Here is a 19,809-nt window from a genome sequence, read left to right on the forward strand (position 1 = left end):
AAAATAACTAATAATATTACCTGGGCGACAGGGACAGCCCGTAATCAATGGCCATATCGATGAACAAGAAACGCATAACCATGAGTGCCATCGCCGCTGCGGCTGGCGTCTCCCAATCCACCGTCTCCTTGGTGCTCAATGGCTCTACCGCGGTGAAGCTCTCCGAAGAGACGAGGCGTCGGGTGATCGAGAAGGCGTCCGAGTTGGGCTACCAGCACAAGCGGGTGGAGCATCAGCCCAAGGGTCCGGCTCCTCGCAAGATTGCCTTTGTATTCAACGGGCTCACCCTCTATGACCCCTTCCTGGATGCGATCAATGCCTGCAATGAACGCGCCTGGGAGGCCGATCGCATGCTGGTGACCTTCGATTATCGCAACAGCCGGGATCTCACCGAGCTGATCGAGCAGGAGATCAATCAGGGAGACTATCTGGGGATGATCTTTGCTTCCTCGATGACGCGGCAGCTCCCCGAGATGGAGCTTTCTCCCCAGGTGCCCACCGTCCTGCTCAACTGCTATCTGGAGGCATCAGGCTCACCCGATCGCCCCTCCATCCTGCCTGCCGACAAGCTCGGGGGATACAAGATGACGGCACACCTGTTGGCGCAGGGCTGCCAGCGGATCGCGCTGATTCAGGGAGAGCCCTGGATGGAGGCCAACAACCTGCGGCTGGAGGGGTATCGCCAGGCGCTGATCAATCATGACGTGATCCCGGACCCACAACTGGTGCGCGTCGCTAACTGGTCCTTGCACGAGGCCTATGAGCAGACGCGGCAGTTGCTGGCACTCCCCCAGGCACCCGACGGTATCTTCTGCTGCAGCGACTACATGGCGCAGGGCTGTTATCAGGCCATTGCGGAGGCAGGGCTACGCATTCCGGAAGATATCCTGGTGGCTGGTCACGATAATCAGATGCTGGCCAACGAGATGGTCCCTCCGCTGAGCTCCATCGAGCTACCCTACGACGAAATGGGCAAGCTGGCGGTAGAGACACTGATGCAGCTGGCGCAGGGGGAGAGGCCCATTGCCCCCCTGATGAAGCTGGAGGGGGAGCTCTTTATCCGGACATCCAGCCAGCGATTGGCGCATGAGTCGTGAGAGGGGGGGTTGGTATGAAATCGTCAATGCCAGGCGATTGGCATCACGGATGGGATTGAGATAAAGACATTTTTCTCTCTCTTCTAAAGCACGTCGTCGCCCTTCTGAGTCTGCGTCAGTGTTTATCTGACATCGGCCCGCTGTAACCGGATGCTCGGCGTCTCGCTGGAGGCCTGCTGGACAGTTGCTGGCGGCCGAGGGCGCCCGGAACCGCCAGTCGTCAAGGCGCCTCGTCCACAGGCGGGAAGCGGCTGGCCGGCTTGAACTTCACATTCCAGATGGTGGGCGCGACCAGATACGCCCGTTGTCTCCCCATCGGATCCTCAGGTGCGCCGTTCGTTGCGCAGCTTGAGCAGCAGCACAGTACTGGCCAGCGCCAGCGTGATGCTGTTTGCGATCGTGACCGGCATATCGTCAATCTTCAGACCGTACACCAGCCACATCAGCACGCCACAGCCGAAGGCGAGATACATGCCGAGCGAGATGGCCTTGGTCTCCCGGGTTTTCAGGATGTGGACAACTTGCAGGGCAAAGGAGCCGGTGGTGAGGAAGGCGGCGCAGAGGCCGAGATAGGCATCATCCAGCCACAGCACCAGGCCACCCAGGGAGAGTGACAGGGCGATGGCACCGGGCCAGAACAGGGGCGGCATAATCAGTTTCCTCGATAGCGATGGGGTCGGCGATGACCGGAGGGCGAGCCAGATGGTTATCCGACTCGCCGCTTCTTTGTGTCGCCCGGTTAAATTACGTTGGTGGAGCGCCATTTCAGCAGGGCATGGCGGACCTTCGCATGTTTGTCTTCGGTAAAGTTGTAACGGGTCATGATGATGAGGCGCATGATGCCGCCCACTATCGGCACCAGCGAGATGCAGATGAAGAGCCCGTCCATCGTTGCCTGCGTCTGCACCGTATTCGGTTGGTAGCCGAGCCAGATCAGCAGGGTGCCGGAGATGCCGCCCGCAATGGCCCAGGCCAGTTTGCCGGTGAAGGTCTGCCCCGAGAAGGCGATAGCGGCGCAGCGGCGGCCGGACTTGAGTTCGGCATATTCGATGGTCTCGCTCAGCATGGCGGAGATCAGCGGGTTGGTGATGACGTTGGCGGCATGGATCAGGGCGAGGAAGCCAAACACCAGCATCAGGTTGTCGTAACCCGTCGTGTAGAAGGCCAGGCGCAGGGCGATCTCCAGCATGGTGAGCATCAGGAAGAGATCGCGCTTCCTGAAGCGCTTGGTCAATACCGGCACCAGCATGCAGGCCATGGAGGTGACCACGCCTATGGTCCCCATCACAGAGAGCAGCCCGGCATCACCCATGTTGTAGGTGAAGAAGAAGATGTAGAGCCCGGTCGCCAGGTTGAAGAAGACGTTGCAGAAGAAGGATCCCAGCACATAGGCCAGCGGCTTGTTGGATCGCAGGACGCGGAAGGAGTCCCGGATGGTGATCTTGTCATCCGGGTTGGGCTTGACGCGTTCCTTCATCTGGCTGGCGCCGATCACCATCAGCGGCAGGGCGATCAGCATCAGGCAGATGGCGCCTTCCATGTAGCCCTTGGTGCTGCTGGTGGCGGCAAACAGCTCGGTGAGCTTGGGGAAGATGATGGAGGCCCCGCCGATGCCGATGTTGACCCCCAGCATGGCCACGGTCACGGCCTTGGCGCGCTCTTGCGGCTCCTGACTCATGACAGACGACATGGTCCAGAACGGCACATCGGAGAGGGTGTAGATCATGCCCCAGGCGATATAGGTCACCGCCGCATAGGCCACCTTGGTCGCCATCGGCAGATCCAGGCCGATGAAGCTGAGGGAGGTGACGCCCGCGATCAGGAAGGGCACGAACAGCATATAGGGAGTGAATTTGCCGCGCTTGAAATTCAGCGTGTCCATGTAGCCGGCAATCAGGGGATCGTTGATGGCATCCCAAATACGGGCGACGAGGAAAATGGCCCCGGCCGCAGCGGGCGATATTCCAAGAATATCGGTGTAAAAATAGAGAATGAAGGACCCCACCAGGCCGAAGCTGAGGCATTGCCCGACGGCGTAGCTGAAATATCCCGCCAGCTCTCTATTTTGTATCTTTTGGTCTGTCATCTGCCAACCTCTACTACATGAATGGGTTGCGAAGGGCGCCACTTCTGTGGTGTCCTGCTTGTGTTATGAGCGGGTCAATGTGCGGATAAGCGCCGTCTCGCCGGCGGAGTAGGGGGTGCCGTCCTCTTCCAGCAGATCATGGAACCAGACCCGGCGAAAATCGGGGTCGATATTGCGGACGAAGGGCCAGGGCAGGTGAGTCTGGGTCTTTCCTTTCACCAGGCCCCACTGATAGGCGCCAATCTTCAGCTCCTTGAACAGGGGCAACTGCTGCTCCACCACGCTGCCGACATGGCGTGCCAGCCACTCGGTGCAGAAGATCGGGCGGCGATACTGGCTGACCACCTCCAGGGAGATCCTCAACCCCTCCATGCGCTGATAGGAGTGGAAGCTGATGACGTCAGACAGCTCCATGGCCCGCCGGTCGATGGGGTGGGTGAAGGTGTTTTCCGGGGTAAATTCCGAGTCACCCTGACCGATGCTGTAGGGGGCGTGCCAGGCGCCAACGGTGAGCGGCTGGGTGGGGTTCTCCTCCCGCGCCCAGACGAACGCCAGCTCCATCAGATAGTGGGCGTAGGTCTCCAGCGCCTCGTCGAAGCGCACCTCCACATCGCCTTCCGCGAAGATGCCGCGGTTGGTCGGCTCGTTGTAGAGATCCCAGATGAAGATCCGTTCGTCATTGGCGAAGGTACGCACCAGATCGCGGATGTAACGCTCCAGATCGCGCCATTGGGTCGGGTCGATGACGACATTGCGGCCGGGGCTCGCCGCCGCCTGGCTGTTGTGCACGTCGTCCCGCGGCGGTTTCTGGCTGCCCAGATAGGGGTGATCGCCGGAGAAGCCGCAGTCATCCATCAGGGTCATCATCACGCGGATGCCGTGCTTGGCGCACAGGCCGAGGAACTGCTCGATGCGGGCGATCAGGCCGTCACGGTCGTGCTGCCAGACGATAAACGGCAGGTTGGTGCGCAGGGTGTTGTAGCCCAGCGCACTGGCCCAGCCCAGCTCCTGATCGATGGTGGCGGGATCGAAGGTCTCGGCCTGCCACATCTCGGTCCAGTTGACCGCTGTGCGGGGCAGATAGTTGAAGCCCAGCAGCCAGGGCTGCTCGTCATACCAGGCGTTGGCCTGCTCGATCGTCCATTGTTGTACCGCCATCGGAACCTCTCGCTAAAGCTTATTTTGATTAGCTAATTTTATTAGCTGGTTTTCTTGATGGCAAAGGAGGAAGGGCAGAATTTGGTGGTCAGTCACAAAATGAGCACTCCGGTTGCACTATCGCTTTGAGGCGCACGGTTCGCATCGAGCCCGTGGTGATAGGTCATAGAAGTAGAGCATGAGGGTGATAACGCGGCGGAAGCCCCTGATCTTGCGGGTCATGACTGGTGAGAAAGAACCAACTAATAATATTAGTTGGTGACAGGCTGCCAACGCCTATGGGAGATGGCAGCCTGCTGAGGGGAGGCTATTTGTCTGTCGGGATCAAGCGATACCGGGTCTGATGCCGATAGGTCTGACCGGGCAGCAGCCAGGGATCGCCGAGCTCGGGGCGGTTCGGGCTGTCCGGCAGTTGCTGCGCCTCGAGGCAGAGCCCCTGATAGTTCTGCCACTCGCCGCCGCCACGGGCCGGGGTGCCGGCCAGCCAGTTGCCGGTGTAGAGCTGCACGCCGGGCTGATCCGTGTACATCTCCAGGCAAAGGCGCTGGTCACCCGAGATCAGGGTCACGGCGGGCTCGTCCTGCGGCCCGTCCAGCAGGAAGCAGTGATCGTAGCCACGGCACCGCACCAGCTGTGGATGGTCCTGCCAGTCGGCGCCGATGCGGCGGGTCTGGCGCAGATCGAAGGGGCCTTCCACTTCGGCCTTGCCAGACGGGATCGAACGTTCGTCGGTCGGCAGGTAGCGATCGGCGGCGATGCAGATGAGGTGGTCGCGCACGTCACCGCCATCCAGGTTGAAGTAGGCGTGGCTGGTGAGGTTGACCGGGGTCGGCGCATCCGTGGTGGCGGTCAGTTCGATCACCAGATCCAGCTGCTCCAGCCGGTACTCCAGCTCCACCTCCAGATTGCCGGGGAAGCCCTGCTCGCCGTCGGCCAGCCGGGTGCGCAGGCGCAGGCGGTCGGCAGCCTGCTCGACCAGCTGCCACGCCCGGTTGTGCACCGAGTCGTGGCCCCCGTGCAGGCAGGTGGTGCCCTCGTTGGCGCTGAGGAGCCATTCCCGACCATCCCGCATCAGCCGGGAGCCGCCGATGCGGTTGGCGAAACGGCCGACGATGGCGCCGAGATAGGCGCTCTGGTTGGCGTAGTCGGCCGGCTCGCAGGCCAGCACCACGTTGCGGTACTGGCCATCCACGGTCAGCCCCAGCTCGGTGAGGGTGGCGCCGAAGTCGAGCACGCTGGCCTTAAGGCCAGCCTCGTTTTGCAGATGGAATGCTTGCATCAGATGGCCCCCGCTTCGGTGTCATTGCTGGGGCAGACGTTGCGGCCTGCCCTGATGATGGTGCCTGTGTTGAATGTGGTCATAGCTGGCCCGCCCCGGCGCTGGCGCGACAGACGTAGCAGTCGGCCTTGAGGCCGAAGCGAGCCTGATACTCGGCCTCGACCGCCGCGATCGCCGCGGCCACCTTCTCCGGACGCAGCACGGCCACCACGCAGCCGCCGAAGCCGCCGCCTGTCATGCGCACGCCGCCCTCGCTGCCGATCTGGGCCTTGATGATCTCCACCAGGCCGTCGATGGCGGGCACGGTAATCTCGAAGTCATCGCGCATGGCGGCGTGGGACTGGCCCATCAGCTCGCCGAGGCGTGCCAGATCGCCAGAGGCCAGCGCATCGGCGGCGGCCAGGGTGCGGGTATTCTCGCCGACCACGTGGCGGGCGCGACGATAGCTCACCTCGTCCAGCCCGTCCTTGCCGGCTTCCAGCGCGGCCAGATCCAGATCGCGCAGCGCCTTGACGCTGTAGTGGCGGGCGGCGGCCTCGCACTGCTGGCGGCGGGTGTTGTATTCGCTGTCCACCAGGCCGCGGCGCACGTTGGAGTTGACGATCAGCACCGCCAGATTGCTCGGCATGGGGATGAGGCGGGTCTCCAGGGAGCGGCAGTCCAGCAGCAGGGCGTGATCCTTCTCGCCGCTCGCCGAGATCATCTGATCCATGATGCCGCAGTTGCAGCCGACGAACTGGTTCTCCGCCTGCTGGCCGTTCAGGGCGATCTCGGCCTGGCTGATGTCAAGCCCCTGCGCTTCCTTGAAGGCCTGGCCAATGGCCACCTCCAGGGAGGCGGAAGAGGAGAGCCCGGCCCCCTGGGGCACGTTGCCGGAGACCACCAGGTTGAGGCCGCGCAGGGCATGACCGCGCTCCTGCAGGCACTTCACCACGCCGCGGATGTAGTCGCTCCAGCGCTGATCCGGATGATGGGTGATGGGCTTGTCCAGGCTGAACAGATCGCGCTGGTTGCCGTAGTCGGCGGCGACCACGTGCACCAGGTTGTCTGTGCGGCGGCCGATGGCGACGCAGGTCTCGTAGTCGATGGCGCAGGGCAGCACGAAGCCGTCGTTGTAGTCGGTGTGCTCGCCGATGAGGTTGACGCGACCGGGGGCTCGGACCAGCAGGTCGGGTTGCTGCTCAAACTGCTCGGCAAAGACGGCGCTGACGCGTTGGCTCGGGGTCATGGGGTCACCTCATTGGCTTTGTAATGAACGGGGGAGAGGGAGCGCAGGCGCTCGGCGGCCTGTTCCGGGGTCAGGTCTCGCTGGGTTTCGGCCAGCATCTCGAAGCCCACCATAAACTTGCGTACCGTGGCGGAGCGCAGCAGGGGCGGATAGAAGTGGGCGTGCAACTGCCAGGCCTCGGGGCAGTCCGACTTGGGCGGCGCGAAGTGCCAGCCCATGGAGTAGGGGAAGCTGCACTCGAACAGGTTGTCGTAGCGGCTGGTCAGCTCCTTGAGCGCGATGGCCAGATCCTGCTGCAACTCCGGGGTGAGATTGAGCAGGGAGGGAACATGGCGTTTGGGCAGCAGCAGGGTTTCGAATGGCCAGGCGGCCCAGAACGGTACCACGGCCAGCCAGTGTTCGGTCTCCACCACGATGCGGGAGCGGTCTTGCAGCTCGCGCTCCACGTAGTCGACCAGCAGCGGACGGCCGTGCTCGGCCAGCCAGGCGCGCTGGTGTTCCTCTTCCCGGGCGATCTCGTTGGGCAGGAAGTCGCTGCCCCAGAGCTGGCCGTGGGGGTGGGGATTGGAGCAGCCCATGACGGCGCCCTTGTTCTCGAACACCTGTACCCATTCCCACTGGGCTGACAGCTCGGCCACCTGGTTCATCCAGGTAGTGATCACCGCCTCTATGGCGGGCAGCGCCAGCTCGGGGAGTGTCTTGCCGTGGTCCGGCGAGAAGCAGATGACCCGGCTGGTGCCGCGGGCGGCCTCCAGCTTCAGCAGGGGATCCTGCTGGCCGGCGGCGGCCGGGGTGTCCTGCATCAGGGCGGCGAAGTCGTTGGTAAAGACGAAGGTGCCCTGATAGTCGGGATTGATATCGCCGGTGACGCGCTTGTTGCCCGCGCAGAGGAAGCAGTCCGGATCGTGGGCCTGGCTCGTCGCCTGGCTCACTTTCTCGACCTGGCCCTGCCAGGGGCGCTTGGCCCTGTGGGGGGAGACCAGCACATACTGGCCGGTCAGCGGGTTGAAGCGGCGGTGGGGGTGATCAACGGGGTTGAACATCATCACTCCAATCAATGAGTTGAGAGAATCGTCATGGAGAGGCCAGGGCCTACTCCTCGTAACCGTTCGGGTTGGTGGACTGCCAGCGCCAGCTGTCGGCGCACATGGCCGCGAGATCCCGGCTGGCGTGCCAGCCCAGCTCCCGTTCGGCCTTGGCAGGGTCTGCCCAGCACTCGGCGATGTCGCCGGGGCGCCTTGGCTCGATGCGATAGGGCAGGGGGCGACTGCTGGCCGCCTCGAACGCCGCCACCATCTGCAGCACGCTCTGGCCCTGGCCGGTGCCCAGGTTGTAGGCATGGACGCCGCCCTTGTGAGTGCAATGCTGCAGCGCCTTGACGTGGCCCTCGGCGAGATCCATTACATGGATATAGTCGCGCACCCCTGTGCCATCCGGGGTTTTGTAATCGTTTCCAAAGACGGAGAGGCAGTCACGGCGGCCGATGGCGACCTGGGTCAAAAAGGGCATTAGGTTGTTCGGGATGCCCTGGGGATCCTCTCCCAAGGTGCCGGACTCATGGGCACCGACCGGGTTGAAGTAGCGCAGCAGGGTCATGCTCCAGTGGGGCTCTGCGGCCTGCAGATCCTCGAGGATCTCCTCGATGATCAGCTTGGATCGGCCGTAAGGGTTGGTGGCGCTGCGGGGGAAGTCTTCCCGGATGGGCACGCTTGCGGGATCGCCGTAGACGGTGGCCGAGGAGCTGAACACCAGGTTGTGGACCCCGGCGCGTTTCATGGCCTGCAGCAGCACCAGAGTGCCGCCGAGGTTGTTGTCGTAGTAGTCGAGGGGGATCCGGGTCGACTCGCCGACCGCTTTCAGGGCGGCAAAGTGGATCACGGCCCCTATCTCCTGCTCGGCGAAGATGCGATCCAGCAGGGCCGGGTCGCGGATGTCCCCCTGGTAGAACGCGGGCACCTGCCCGCTGATGGCGGCGATGCGTGCCAGCACGCCGGCCTTGCTGTTGCACAGGTTGTCCACCACCACGGGCTCCATGGCTGCGGCCTGCAAGGCCAGACAGGTGTGGCTGCCGATATAGCCGCAACCGCCGGTGACCAGTACTTTCATCCTCTTCTCCACCCTTGGATCCTCACACAGGAAAGTCTGAGAAGGAGTCTAGCCGAGGGGTTGGAAGGTAAACTGTGAGCCGGTACACATTTTTGTGTAAACGATTACACTTCCTTTTGTCACCATGAATGCCGGTGGGTGATTTTTTCCCCTGTTATCAGGGACATTGCCCGGTATAATGCGGCATACCGAACCGTGAAATAAGTGAAAACAGCATGAGCACCATCAAGGATGTCGCCCGTTTGGCCAATGTATCGGTGGCAACGGTTTCACGGGTGATGAACAATTCACCCAAGGCCAGCGCCGCCTCCCGCGAGGTGGTGCTGAAGGCCATGGCCGAACTGGGCTACACCCCCAACGCCAACGCCCGGGCCCTGGTCAGCCAGACCTGCGACACCATGGGCGTGGTGGTGGGGGACGTGGCCGATCCCTTCTTCGGTGCCCTGGTGAAGGGGGTCGCCGCAGTGGCGGTGGAACAGGGGTTGCACCTGCTGATGGGTAATGGTTTTCACCGCGCCCAGCAGGAGCGGGAAGCCATAGAGCTGCTGATCGGCAAGCGTTGCGAGGCGCTGGTGGTGCACAGCAAGGCGCTGAGCGATGAGGAGTTGATCGACTATGCCCTGCGGGCCCCCGGCATGGTGCTGATCAACCGCGACATCCCGAGCCTGCGGGGGCGCTGCATCGCCCTCAACAACCGTCAGGGGGCCGCGACCGCGACCCGCCATCTGCTGGAGCTGGGGCATCGCCACATCGCCTTCCTCAGTTCGGATCACGCCATCGAGGATGCCCTGCTGCGCCACCAGGGTTATCAGGATGCCCTGGCCGAGGCGGGGTTGAGCGCCGATCCCGAGCTGGTGGAGAGCGGCATGCCCAATGAAGAGGGCGGGGAGCGCGCCATGCTCAACCTGCTGGCCAAGGGGCTGCCCATCACGGCGGTGGTGGCCTACAACGATGCCATGGCGGCAGGGGCCATCTCGGTACTGGCGGACAACGGCCTCAAGGTGCCGGAGGAGGTCTCGGTGGTGGGCTTCGATGACATCATCTATGCCCGATACTTGCGGCCCAAACTCTCCACCATGCGCTATCCCATCGAGCTGATGGCGGCCCAGGCCGCCAAGTTGGCGTTGCAGCTCGCCGCGGGGGAGAGCGAGTCGGTGCAGAGCCGCATCTACACCCCGACCCTGATCAACCGCCACTCGGTCGCCCCCGTCAGGCCCTGATCCTTCCCGCCCATCGCGCCTGCGACGGGGCTGCGCCACAGGGGTTTGGAGCAACCTCCCCGGCCACACCGGCCGGGCCTTGAGACTGCTCGCCCCCCTCAGGCCCTGATCCTTCCCGCCCATCGCGCCTGCGACGGGGCTGCGCCACAGCGGTCCGGAGCAAGGTCCCCGGCCACACCGGCGGGGTCTTGAGACTGCTCGCCCTTGACGGTGCCGTCCCCTGCGCCCGTACCTGCGTTGGCGGGGGGGGTGGGGTTGACACCTCCTTTTCGCTTCCATCGCTGGGTCCGGGCTGTTGCCCCACCATAAACACGCCAATGCGCTGTCGCGGCGGCGGTCGCCACCACCTAACCTCGTCTCTGCGCCATTATCAGCGTCTCTGAACCATCAGGGGCCGGGCACCTTCCTGTGCTGTCTCTGGCCTGCGGCGCGCCATTCGGCCCGACTGGCTGCCGACGCCCCGGTGGGGTGACCCTTTACCCCTATTTATCCGATTTTTACTCCGTTTTACTTAACAAAATGAGTGTAATCGTTTACATCTGTGTGAGCGAGATCGCCGATCGCCGGTCAAAACTTCCCTACACTGCAATGGTTTTCAGTGCTCATGCAGGGAGAGAGAAGAATGCTCAGGGAGATAGTGGCCCGTCAGGACTGGCAGACCCAGGCGATTACCTCGGTGAATCGTCTGCCTGCCCATACCCCCTTGTTCAGCTGGCGCAGCGAGGCCGAGGCCCGTGCCGGACTCCCTTCGCCCTCCCGCATGCTGCTCGATGGCGACTGGCGTTTCTCCTTCTTTGGTGCCCCCGAACAGGTACCAGAGGAGTGGCTGAGCGGAGACCTGCCCGGCGCGACGGCCATCCGGGTACCCGGCAACTGGCAGCTGGATGCGAGCTACCCAGGGTTGCGGCCTGCGACAGATGTACCCATCTACACCAACATCAAGTACCCCTTCCCCTGCGATCCGCCCCGGGTGCCGGCCGAGAACCCCACCGGCTGCTATTCCCGCGAGATTGAACTGCCCGCCGACTGGTTGGTCAGCGGCCAGACCCGCATCATTTTCGATGGGGTGGACAGCGCCTTCCATCTGTTCTGCAACGGCCGCTGGGTCGGTTACTCCCAGGACAGCAGGCTGCCCGCCGAATTCGATCTCGGCGACTTCCTGCAGGCCGGTCCGAATCGGCTGGCCGTGCTGGTGCTGCGCTGGTCCGATGGCTCCTATCTGGAGGATCAGGACATGTGGCGCATGAGCGGCATCTTCCGCTCTGTCAGCCTGCTGCACAAACCCGAGCGCCGGCTGCTGGACGTGCGGCTGACCCCTGTGCTGGATGCCTGTTACCGGGACGCCCGCCTCAAGGTGGCGCTGCAGGTCAATGAGGGCGCCGGGCTGGCGGTGGAGGCCAGGCTCTATTTCGGCGAGACGCTGATCGCCGCTCGGCGCCAGCCGCTCGGTACAGGCGCCATCGACGAGAAGGGCGCCTACCCAGACAGGGCCGAGCTGTGGCTGGAGGTAGCGGCGCCCCACAAGTGGAGCGCCGAGACGCCGCACCTCTATCGACTGACCCTGACCCTGCTGGATGAGCAGGGTGAGCCCATCGAGAGCGAGGCCCATGATGTGGGTTTTCGGGCGGTGGAGATCAGGGGCGGCCTGCTGAGGGTCAATGGCCAGCCCCTGCTGATCCGCGGCGCCAATCGCCATGAACACCATCCCGCCCTGGGCCATGTGGTGACCCCTGCCGCCATGGAGCAGGATCTGCGGTTGATGAAGCGGCACAACTTCAACGCTGTGCGCTGCTCCCACTACCCCAACCATCCCGAGTTCTACCGACTGTGTGATCGGCTCGGCCTCTACGTGGTGGACGAGGCGAACCTGGAGACCCACGGCATGACCCCCATGGGTCGGCTGGCGCAGGATCCCGCCTGGAGCAACGCCTTCCTGGAGCGGGTCACCCGCATGGTGGCGCGAGACTTCAACCACCCCAGCATCATCATCTGGTCCCTGGGCAACGAATCCGGCTATGGCCCGGCCCACGATGCCATGTACCAGTGGGTCAAACGGGCCGATCCTAGCCGCCCGGTCCAGTACGAAGGGGGCGGGGCTGATACCCCGGCCACCGACATCATCTGCCCCATGTATGCCCGCACCCACCAGGATCAACCCTTCCCGGCGGTGCCCAAGTGGGCGCTGGCCAAGTGGATAGGCCTGCCAGGAGAGATCCGACCGCTGATCCTCTGCGAGTACGCCCACGCCATGGGCAACAGCCTGGGGGGCTACGCCCTCTACTGGCAGGCATTTCGCGATCATCCCCGCCTGCAGGGCGGCTTCGTCTGGGATTGGGTGGATCAGGGGATCGACAAGCAGACCGACGATGGCCGCCATTTCTGGGCCTACGGCGGTGACTTCGGCGATCTTCCCAACGATCGCCAGTTCTGCTGCAACGGCCTGCTGTTCCCGGACAGGGCGCCGCATCCCGCCCTGTTCGAGGCGAAGCGGGCCCAGCAGCCCTTCGTGCTGACCCTGCAAAGCCGGCAGCCGCTCCGGGTCGAGATCCGCAGCGAATACCTGTTCCGTCCCACGGACAACGAAGTGTTGCGCTGGCAACTGCTGGAGGACGGTGTGGTGCTGAGCCAGGGTGAATGCCCGCTCGAACTGGCGCCCCAGGCCAGCGTGACGCTGACCCTGCTGGAGCGGCTGCCGAGCTTCACCGCAGGCACTCTGGCCTGGCTGGACCTGGCCATAGTGCAGCCCGCCGCCACGGCCTGGGCCGGGGCGGATCACGAGGTGGCGCGCCAGCAATGCCTGCTGCCGATCCCTCTGACCATGCCTGTTACCCGGGCGCCCGCCCCATTGCGCGAGCAGCCTGACCACTGGCTGGTGTGTGCCGCAGGCAGCGAGTGGCGGCTGGACAAGGCCAGCGGCCGCATCGTCAGCTGGCAGAAACAGGGCCGCGAGCGGCTGCGGGAGGCCATCGCCGATCACTTCTACCGGGCGCCGCTCGACAACGACATCGGCACCAGCGAGGCGGATCATGCGGATCCCAACGCCTGGATTGCCCGCTGGCAGGAGGCCGGGCTCAATGAGCTGCAGCACCGCTGCCTCGGCCTGGAGGCGAACCCCGATAGGGGGGCGCTGGTCGTATCCCATGGTTACTTCGTCGGGGAGTCGCTCAAGCTGCTGACCCGCTGGCATCACAGCTTCGATGCCGACGGCGCCATGGCGTTGCGTATCGAGGTGGAGGTTGCCGCCGACATGCCGTCGCTGCCCCGCATCGGTGCCCGACTCTGGCTGGCCGACGAGGTCGAGGAGGTGAGCTGGCTGGGGCGCGGTCCCCACGAGAACTACCCGGATCGCCTGCTCGCCGCCGACCTCCATCGCTGGCAACTGCCGATCGCTGCCCTGCACACCCCCTATGTGTTCCCGACCGACAACGGGTTGCGCTGCGATACCCGTCAGCTGCAGCTTGGTGAGATTGCAGTCGAGGGCCAGTTCCACTTCAGCGTCAGCCGCTACAGCCAGCAGCAGCTCGCCCAGGCCCGCCACCAGACCGATCTGGTGGCCCTGGGGGGATTGCACCTCTGCCTGGATGGTTTCCACATGGGTGTAGGGGGCGATGACTCCTGGAGCCAGAGCGTGCGGCCCGAATTCTGGTTGTTGCCTGGAAGTTACAGCTGGCACTGCATTTTGCGCTAGATGGGCTAGTCTTTCATGGCGAGGCTTCGAAAGAGGCCTCAACTTTCATAACTATTTAATTTTTAACAATATTGCTTCTATGTAACAGAGTGTAAACGTTTTCATTTTGTTGCCATGATCACAGACCGCCATACAACAAACTGATTACATTAGGCTGGCGCCAGTTCAAACGGTGTACAGCATTCCCTACAAAAACAGATATTAGAGATCGGAGCATAACAATGAAAAAACTCACGACAGTTGCCACCTTGCTGATGGGACTGATGGCGGGAGCCCAAGCCCAGGCCGATACCCGTATCGGTGTCACCGTCTACAAGTATGACGACAACTTCATGGCGGTAGTGCGCAAGGCCATCGAGAAGGAAGCGGCAGCCAATCCCGGTGTGGAGCTGCTGATGAATGACTCCCAGAATGACCAGTCCAAGCAGAACGACCAGATCGACGTGCTGCTGGCCAAGGGCGTGAAGGCGCTGGCCATCAACCTGGTTGACCCGGCGGCGGCCCCTGTCGTGATCGAGAAGGCCCGTGCCGACGAGATCCCCGTGGTGTTCTACAACAAGGAACCGAGCGCGGCCGATCTGGCCAGCTATGACAAGGCCTACTACGTGGGTACCGACTCCAAGGAGTCAGGCATCATCCAGGGCCAGCTGATCGCCAAGCACTGGAAGGCACACCCTGAGTGGGATCTGAACAAGGATGGCGTCATCCAGTTCGTGCTGCTGAAGGGCGAGCCTGGCCACCCGGATGCGGAAGCCCGCACCACCTACGTCGTCAAGACCCTGAATGACGGCGGCCTCAAGACCGAGCAGCTGCACATGGATACCGGTATGTGGGATACCGCCATGGCGAAAGACAAGATGGACGCCTGGATCTCCGGCCCCAACGCCAACAAGATCGAAGTGGTCATCGCCAACAACGACGGCATGGCAATGGGCGCTGTTGAATCTCTGAAAGCCCAGGGCAAGACCGCCATCCCGGTGTTCGGCGTCGATGCCTTGCCGGAAGCCCTGGCCATGGTCAAGAGCGGTGCCATGGCGGGTACAGTGCTGAACGATGCGGCCAACCAGGCCAAGGCCACCTTCGAGCTGACCAAGAACCTGGCCGAAGGCAAGCCGGCCGGTGAAGGCACCAACTGGAAGATCGACAACAAGGTCGTGCGCGTTGCCTACGTGGGCGTAGACAAAGACAACCTGTCCCAATTCGAGTAATTCCTCCCCTCAGGGCAAGGGAGATCCCCTTGCCCTTTTTTCAACCAGATGTGATGGCTGATATGACAACACGGCAACAATCAGAATGGCTGTTGGAGATGATTGACGTCAGTAAGAGCTTTCCTGGCGTCAAGGCACTCGATAATGTCAATTTACGGGTCCGTCCTCATTCTGTGCATGCGTTGATGGGCGAGAATGGCGCAGGGAAGTCCACGCTGCTCAAGTGCCTGTTCGGCATCTACGAGAAGGATCAGGGCAAGATCTTCTTCAAGGGACAGGAGGTCAACTTCACCTCGTCCAAAGAGGCGCTGGAAAATGGCGTATCCATGGTGCACCAGGAGCTGAACTTGGTATTGCAACGCACCGTGATGGACAACATGTGGCTCGGTCGCTACCCCACCAAGGGCTGGTTCATCGACCACGGCAAGATGTATGACGACACCAAGCGCATCTTCGACGAGCTGGACATCGACATAGACCCGCGGGTCAAGGTCGGCACCCTCTCCGTTTCCCAGATGCAGATGATCGAGATCGCCAAGGCATTCTCCTATGACGCCAAGATCGTCATCATGGACGAACCCACCTCCTCCCTGACCGAGAAAGAGGTCAACCACCTCTTCAAGATCATCAACAAGTTGAAGGACAAGGGGTGCGGCATCGTCTACATCTCCCACAAGATGGAAGAGATCTTCCAGCTCTGTGACGAGATCACCATATTGCGGGATGGCCAGTGGGTGGCGACCCAGCCGCTCGAGGGTATGACCATGGATCAGATCATCGGCATGATGGTCGGTCGTGAGTTGACCCAGCGCTTCCCGGAGAAAACCAACCAGCCGAAAGAGGTGATCCTCGAAGTCGAGCACCTGACGGCCAAGAACCAGCCTTCCATCAAGGACGTGAGCTTCAACCTGCACAAGGGGGAGATCCTCGGCATCGCCGGTCTGGTGGGGGCAAAGCGCACCGACATAGTCGAGACCCTGTTCGGCATCCGCGATCACAGCGACGGTGTCATCAAGCTGCACGGCAAGGAGGTCGCCAATCGCAACGCCCATGAGGCGATCCAGAACGGCTTCGCGCTGGTGACGGAGGAGCGCCGCTCCACCGGTATCTACTCCCGTCTCGACATCGCCTTCAACTCCCTGATCGCCAACATGGACAGCTACAAGGGATCCATGGGGCTGCTCAGCGACAACAAGATGAAGAGCGATACCCAGTGGGTCATCGACTCCATGCGGGTCAAGACACCGACCCAGCAGACACAGATTGGCTCCCTCTCCGGGGGCAACCAGCAGAAGGTCATCATCGGTCGCTGGCTGCTGACCCAGCCTGAGATCCTGATGCTGGATGAACCGACCCGCGGCATAGACGTGGGCGCCAAGTTCGAGATCTATCAGCTCATCCTGGAGCTGGCGAAGAAGGATAAGGGCATCATCATCATCTCGTCCGAAATGCCGGAACTGCTGGGGATCACGGATCGCATCATGGTCATGAGCAATGGCCGGGTCGCGGGGATCGTCAACACCAAAGAAACTGACCAGAGCGAGATCCTGCGCCTGGCATCTCTGTACCTATAAAGACAGGAAGACATTATGGAGTCGGCTAAAAATTTCAATCTGATGCAGGCGCTCAAAGAGAACGCCATCTACTTGGTGCTGCTGGTGTTGCTCATGATCATAGTGATCCAGGAGCCCTCCTTCCTCAGCCTCACCAACCTCAGCAACATCCTGACCCAGTCCTCGGTGCGGGTCATCATAGCCCTCGGGGTGGCGGGCATCATCATCACCCAGGGAACGGATCTCTCGGCCGGTCGTCAGGTCGGTCTGGCGGCGCTGATCGCGGCCACCATGCTGCAGGCGCTGACCAACGTCAACAAGGTGTTCCCCAGCCTGGGTGAAGTGCCCATTCCGGCGGTGATCCTGCTGGTGTGTGCGGTGGGAGCCCTGATCGGTCTGGTCAACGGCCTGATCGTTGCCTACCTGAACGTGACGCCCTTCATCACCACCCTGGGCACCATGATCATCGTCTACGGCATCAACTCCCTCTACTTTGACTCGGTAGGTGCTTCACCGGTGGCCGGCTTCGACCCCCGCTTCTCCAGCTTCGCGCAGGGCTTTATCCGGATAGGGGGATTCAAGCTTTCGTATCTCACCTTCTATGCGGCCATCGCCAGCGTCTTCGTCTGGGTGCTGTGGAACAAGACCCGCTTCGGCAAGAACATCTTCGCCATCGGCGGCAACCCGGAAGCCGCCAAGGTCTCCGGCGTCAACGTCGCCGTCAACCTGGTGATGATCTATGCCCTGGCCGGTGTCTTCTACGCCTTCGGCGGCATGCTGGAAGCGGGCCGGATCGGCAGCGCCACCAACAACCTCGGCTTCATGTATGAACTCGATGCCATCGCGGCCTGCGTGGTGGGTGGTGTTTCGTTTGCCGGCGGTGTGGGAACTGTCGCGGGTGTGATCACCGGCGTACTTATCTTCACCCTGATCAACTATGGTTTGACCTACATCGGTGTCAGCCCCTACTGGCAGTTCATCATCAAGGGCGGCATCATCATCCTGGCGGTAGCCCTGGACTCCATGAAGTACGCCAAGAAGAAGTAAGCATTGGCAGGGGGGGCCGGGTCATCCCGGCCCTTTCTCTTTGGAGGGACCCAATCCATGCCATTCAAAGTCAAGATCAACGTTCTGCTGCTGCTCGCCATCCTGGTCACCATCGGTACCGCCTGGTTCAGCGTCAATCACTTCATCAGCGGCTACATCCGCACCCAGGCCACCCAGAACATCAACGAGCAGATCACCCTGGTCAAGGAGAAGCTGGCCGGTGACATCAACCAGAAGGTGCTGCTGGCGGCGAACCTCAACCTCGGGGTGACCAGCGTCAAGAAGGCGCTGCAGGAGACCGGCTTTCACAACATCGTCAAGCTGATCGGCGACATGGCCTTCGACGTGAACGGGGTCATCGACGACAAGGCCAGGGTTGAGGCTCTGCGCAAGCTGATCCCCGCCGCCAACAACCAGATCACCGTCAGCTCGCTGGAGCAGCTGGACGGCAAGCCGGTCATCTCCATTCTGGTGCCCCGTGGTGCCGATTCCGCCTACCTCTATTACCTCGACATGAGCGAGTTCAAGGAGCTGCTGGCCAAGGTGAGCGGGGAGGGGCGTTACTTCTCCCTGGCGGACAGTCAGGGCCAGGTGCTCTACAGCAGCAAACCACAGGGGGAGAGCGAGTCTCGCCCCAACCAGCTGGATATCCGTGGCAGCCAGTGGACCCTGACCGGTTATGTGGACCTCGATTACATCCAGGCCATGACCCAGGCGCTCAACGGCAAGATTACCCTGGCCCTGCTCGGGGTCGCGGCCCTGGTGCTGGTGATCTCCATGGTGGCCCTCAACCTGGCCTACCGCCCCATCCTCTCCCTACGTGATCTGGTGCAGGAGCTGTCCCGGGGCAGCGGCGATCTGACCCGCCGTCTTACGGTGACCAGTACGGATGATCTCGGCCAGATCTCGGCCGGCATCAACCGCTTCATCGAGCGGCTGCAGGAGATGATGGGAGAGGTACGGGAAGCCAGCGGCCAGCTCAACGAAGGAATATCGGGTCTGGCCAGGCAGACGGGCTCGGCCCAGGGGCTGCTGGCCGAGCATGTGCGGGAGACCGAACAGGTGGTCACCGCCATCAACGAGATGAGCCGTACCGCCGTCTCGGTATCGGAGAGCGCCGCCAGCACGGCCCAGCTGACCGGCCAGAGCCAGCAACTGGCCAACCAGTCGCGCCGGGTGGTGGATCAAGCCATGGCCAGCGTCACCGCCCTGGTGACGGAGGTGGAGACCACGGCCCACTCCATCGCCGCCATGCAGCAGGATGTGCAGCAGATAGGCTCCATCCTCGGGGTCATCGGCGGTATCGCCGAGCAGACCAACCTGCTGGCCCTCAACGCCGCCATCGAGGCCGCCCGGGCAGGCGAGCAGGGGCGCGGCTTTGCCGTGGTGGCAGATGAGGTGCGATCCCTGGCGGGCCGTACCCAGAAGAGCACGGCCGAGATCCAGACCATGCTGACCCGGTTGCAGCGGGGGACCCAGACGGTGGTCGCCGCCATGGGCAACACCCGGCAGAGCTGTCAGGATGCGGCAGAGAACACCAGCAAGGTGAATGCGTCGCTGGATCTGATGGCAGGGGAGGTGGTGGAGATCAACGATCTCATCAGTCATATCGCCACGGCGGCGGAGCAGCAGAGTGCGGTAGCCGAAGAGATCAATCGCAACATGAGCGCCATCGCCGAGGTGATCACCCAGCTCAAGGGCAATGGTGAGCGGACGGTGGAGAGTTCAACCTCGATGCAGCACACCTATGACAGGTTGCGGGAGATAGTGGGGCACTTCCGGCTGGAGTGAGGTCGGTTGCACTGTTCATGGGTACCCTGGCCGTTGGCGCCGGGGTGGCAGCTCACCGGAAAAGCATGAAAAATTCCCAAAAAGATGGGGGCGACTTGCGTCGCCCCCGATAGTCTTATCGCTCATATCCTTGAACGAAGTTGCTCCCTGCAATCCCTGACTATACCTCTTCCTTTAGGTTTCCCCTTCCCAATCCTTTGGGGTGTCCTTTAGCCATCATGGCCTGACGAGTCATCCGTTCCCGTCGCACTTTCTCCGTCCTGGGAGGTGTCCTTTACCACATCCTGTGGTGAGTCCATTTGCCCAACCCTGGCAGCCAGTCTTCCTGACCGACTTCATTGCGTCCGT

Annotated in this window: 14 protein-coding genes; 7 read left to right on the top strand and 7 right to left on the bottom strand. The window is 62.4% G+C overall.

Annotation, left to right across the window (positions count from 1 at the left end; all coding sequences use genetic code 11):
- The first annotated feature begins 59 nt into the window (after positions 1 to 59).
- Entirely contained in the window at positions 60 to 1,097 is a 1,038-nt protein-coding gene (locus WIR04_RS00920; RefSeq protein WP_338889818.1) for a LacI family DNA-binding transcriptional regulator, read from the top strand.
- A gap of 323 nt (positions 1,098 to 1,420) precedes the next feature.
- Here WIR04_RS00920 and WIR04_RS00925 read toward each other — a convergent pair whose 3' ends face one another.
- The 7 genes from WIR04_RS00925 to galE form a co-directional block, all read right to left on the bottom strand.
- Entirely contained in the window at positions 1,421 to 1,747 is a 327-nt protein-coding gene (locus WIR04_RS00925; protein ID WP_338889820.1) for a SemiSWEET transporter, read from the bottom strand.
- 89 nt (positions 1,748 to 1,836) lie between these two features.
- Positions 1,837 to 3,183 (bottom strand): MFS transporter, encoded by a 1,347-nt coding sequence (locus WIR04_RS00930; RefSeq protein WP_025328680.1) that lies wholly within the window; start codon positions 3,181 to 3,183, stop codon positions 1,837 to 1,839.
- Positions 3,184 to 3,246: 63 nt separating this feature from the next.
- Positions 3,247 to 4,341 carry a cellulase family glycosylhydrolase gene (locus tag WIR04_RS00935; protein ID WP_338889823.1) on the bottom strand — a complete coding sequence of 365 codons (1,095 nt, stop codon included), beginning with the start codon at positions 4,339 to 4,341 and terminating at the stop codon, positions 3,247 to 3,249.
- A gap of 307 nt (positions 4,342 to 4,648) precedes the next feature.
- The gene (locus WIR04_RS00940) at positions 4,649 to 5,620 is read right to left on the bottom strand and encodes an aldose epimerase family protein (protein ID WP_338889824.1); all 972 of its coding nucleotides are present in this window, start codon (positions 5,618 to 5,620) and stop codon (positions 4,649 to 4,651) included.
- A 79-nt stretch (positions 5,621 to 5,699) separates the two neighbouring features.
- On the bottom strand, positions 5,700 to 6,848 hold the full coding sequence (galK, locus tag WIR04_RS00945; protein WP_338889825.1) for a galactokinase: 1,149 nt from the start codon (positions 6,846 to 6,848) through the stop codon (positions 5,700 to 5,702).
- Positions 6,845 to 7,891, bottom strand: a complete 1,047-nt coding sequence (locus WIR04_RS00950) for a UDP-glucose--hexose-1-phosphate uridylyltransferase (RefSeq protein WP_041204399.1) — start codon at positions 7,889 to 7,891, stop codon at positions 6,845 to 6,847. The genes galK and WIR04_RS00950 overlap by 4 nt, the downstream gene beginning before the upstream one ends.
- Positions 7,892 to 7,940: 49 nt before the next feature.
- Positions 7,941 to 8,954, bottom strand: coding sequence for a UDP-glucose 4-epimerase GalE (galE, locus tag WIR04_RS00955; RefSeq protein WP_338889826.1), 1,014 nt, complete (start codon positions 8,952 to 8,954; stop codon positions 7,941 to 7,943).
- Positions 8,955 to 9,169: 215 nt separating this feature from the next.
- Between galE and WIR04_RS00960 the strand changes: the two genes are divergently transcribed.
- The 6 genes from WIR04_RS00960 (at position 9,170) to WIR04_RS00985 (ending at position 19,461) form a co-directional block, all read left to right on the top strand.
- Positions 9,170 to 10,174 (top strand): substrate-binding domain-containing protein, encoded by a 1,005-nt coding sequence (locus tag WIR04_RS00960; protein WP_338889827.1) that lies wholly within the window; start codon positions 9,170 to 9,172, stop codon positions 10,172 to 10,174.
- A gap of 622 nt (positions 10,175 to 10,796) precedes the next feature.
- The gene (locus WIR04_RS00965) at positions 10,797 to 13,862 is read left to right on the top strand and encodes a beta-galactosidase (protein ID WP_338889829.1); all 3,066 of its coding nucleotides are present in this window, start codon (positions 10,797 to 10,799) and stop codon (positions 13,860 to 13,862) included.
- Positions 13,863 to 14,083: 221 nt separating this feature from the next.
- Positions 14,084 to 15,070 carry a galactose/glucose ABC transporter substrate-binding protein MglB gene (mglB, locus tag WIR04_RS00970; protein ID WP_338889831.1) on the top strand — a complete coding sequence of 329 codons (987 nt, stop codon included), beginning with the start codon at positions 14,084 to 14,086 and terminating at the stop codon, positions 15,068 to 15,070.
- 53 nt (positions 15,071 to 15,123) lie between these two features.
- Positions 15,124 to 16,644 carry a galactose/methyl galactoside ABC transporter ATP-binding protein MglA gene (mglA, locus tag WIR04_RS00975; RefSeq protein ID WP_025328671.1) on the top strand — a complete coding sequence of 507 codons (1,521 nt, stop codon included), beginning with the start codon at positions 15,124 to 15,126 and terminating at the stop codon, positions 16,642 to 16,644.
- Positions 16,645 to 16,659: 15 nt separating this feature from the next.
- A complete protein-coding gene (gene mglC / locus WIR04_RS00980) occupies positions 16,660 to 17,670 on the top strand; it encodes a galactose/methyl galactoside ABC transporter permease MglC (protein ID WP_025328670.1) in 1,011 nt (336 codons plus the stop codon).
- A gap of 57 nt (positions 17,671 to 17,727) precedes the next feature.
- Positions 17,728 to 19,461 carry a methyl-accepting chemotaxis protein gene (locus WIR04_RS00985; RefSeq protein WP_338889833.1) on the top strand — a complete coding sequence of 578 codons (1,734 nt, stop codon included), beginning with the start codon at positions 17,728 to 17,730 and terminating at the stop codon, positions 19,459 to 19,461.
- Positions 19,462 to 19,809: the final 348 nt, after the last annotated feature.

Origin of the sequence: Aeromonas rivipollensis, from assembly GCF_037811135.1 — a bacterium.
In the GTDB taxonomy this organism is placed as follows: Bacteria; Pseudomonadota; Gammaproteobacteria; order Enterobacterales; family Aeromonadaceae; genus Aeromonas; species Aeromonas rivipollensis.

Excerpts from the sequence above, each read along its gene's own strand:
- WIR04_RS00920 (WP_338889818.1), top strand. The coding sequence starts at position 60 with ATGAACAAGAAACGCATAACCATGAGTGCCATCGCCGCTGCGGCTGGC.
- WIR04_RS00925 (WP_338889820.1), bottom strand. The coding sequence starts at position 1,747 with ATGCCGCCCCTGTTCTGGCCCGGTGCCATCGCCCTGTCACTCTCCCTG.
- WIR04_RS00930 (WP_025328680.1), bottom strand. The coding sequence starts at position 3,183 with ATGACAGACCAAAAGATACAAAATAGAGAGCTGGCGGGATATTTCAGC.
- WIR04_RS00935 (WP_338889823.1), bottom strand. The coding sequence starts at position 4,341 with ATGGCGGTACAACAATGGACGATCGAGCAGGCCAACGCCTGGTATGAC.
- WIR04_RS00940 (WP_338889824.1), bottom strand. The coding sequence starts at position 5,620 with ATGCAAGCATTCCATCTGCAAAACGAGGCTGGCCTTAAGGCCAGCGTG.
- galK (WP_338889825.1), bottom strand. The coding sequence starts at position 6,848 with ATGACCCCGAGCCAACGCGTCAGCGCCGTCTTTGCCGAGCAGTTTGAG.
- WIR04_RS00950 (WP_041204399.1), bottom strand. The coding sequence starts at position 7,891 with ATGTTCAACCCCGTTGATCACCCCCACCGCCGCTTCAACCCGCTGACC.
- galE (WP_338889826.1), bottom strand. The coding sequence starts at position 8,954 with ATGAAAGTACTGGTCACCGGCGGTTGCGGCTATATCGGCAGCCACACC.
- WIR04_RS00960 (WP_338889827.1), top strand. The coding sequence starts at position 9,170 with ATGAGCACCATCAAGGATGTCGCCCGTTTGGCCAATGTATCGGTGGCA.
- WIR04_RS00965 (WP_338889829.1), top strand. The coding sequence starts at position 10,797 with ATGCTCAGGGAGATAGTGGCCCGTCAGGACTGGCAGACCCAGGCGATT.
- mglB (WP_338889831.1), top strand. The coding sequence starts at position 14,084 with ATGAAAAAACTCACGACAGTTGCCACCTTGCTGATGGGACTGATGGCG.
- mglA (WP_025328671.1), top strand. The coding sequence starts at position 15,124 with ATGGCTGATATGACAACACGGCAACAATCAGAATGGCTGTTGGAGATG.
- mglC (WP_025328670.1), top strand. The coding sequence starts at position 16,660 with ATGGAGTCGGCTAAAAATTTCAATCTGATGCAGGCGCTCAAAGAGAAC.
- WIR04_RS00985 (WP_338889833.1), top strand. The coding sequence starts at position 17,728 with ATGCCATTCAAAGTCAAGATCAACGTTCTGCTGCTGCTCGCCATCCTG.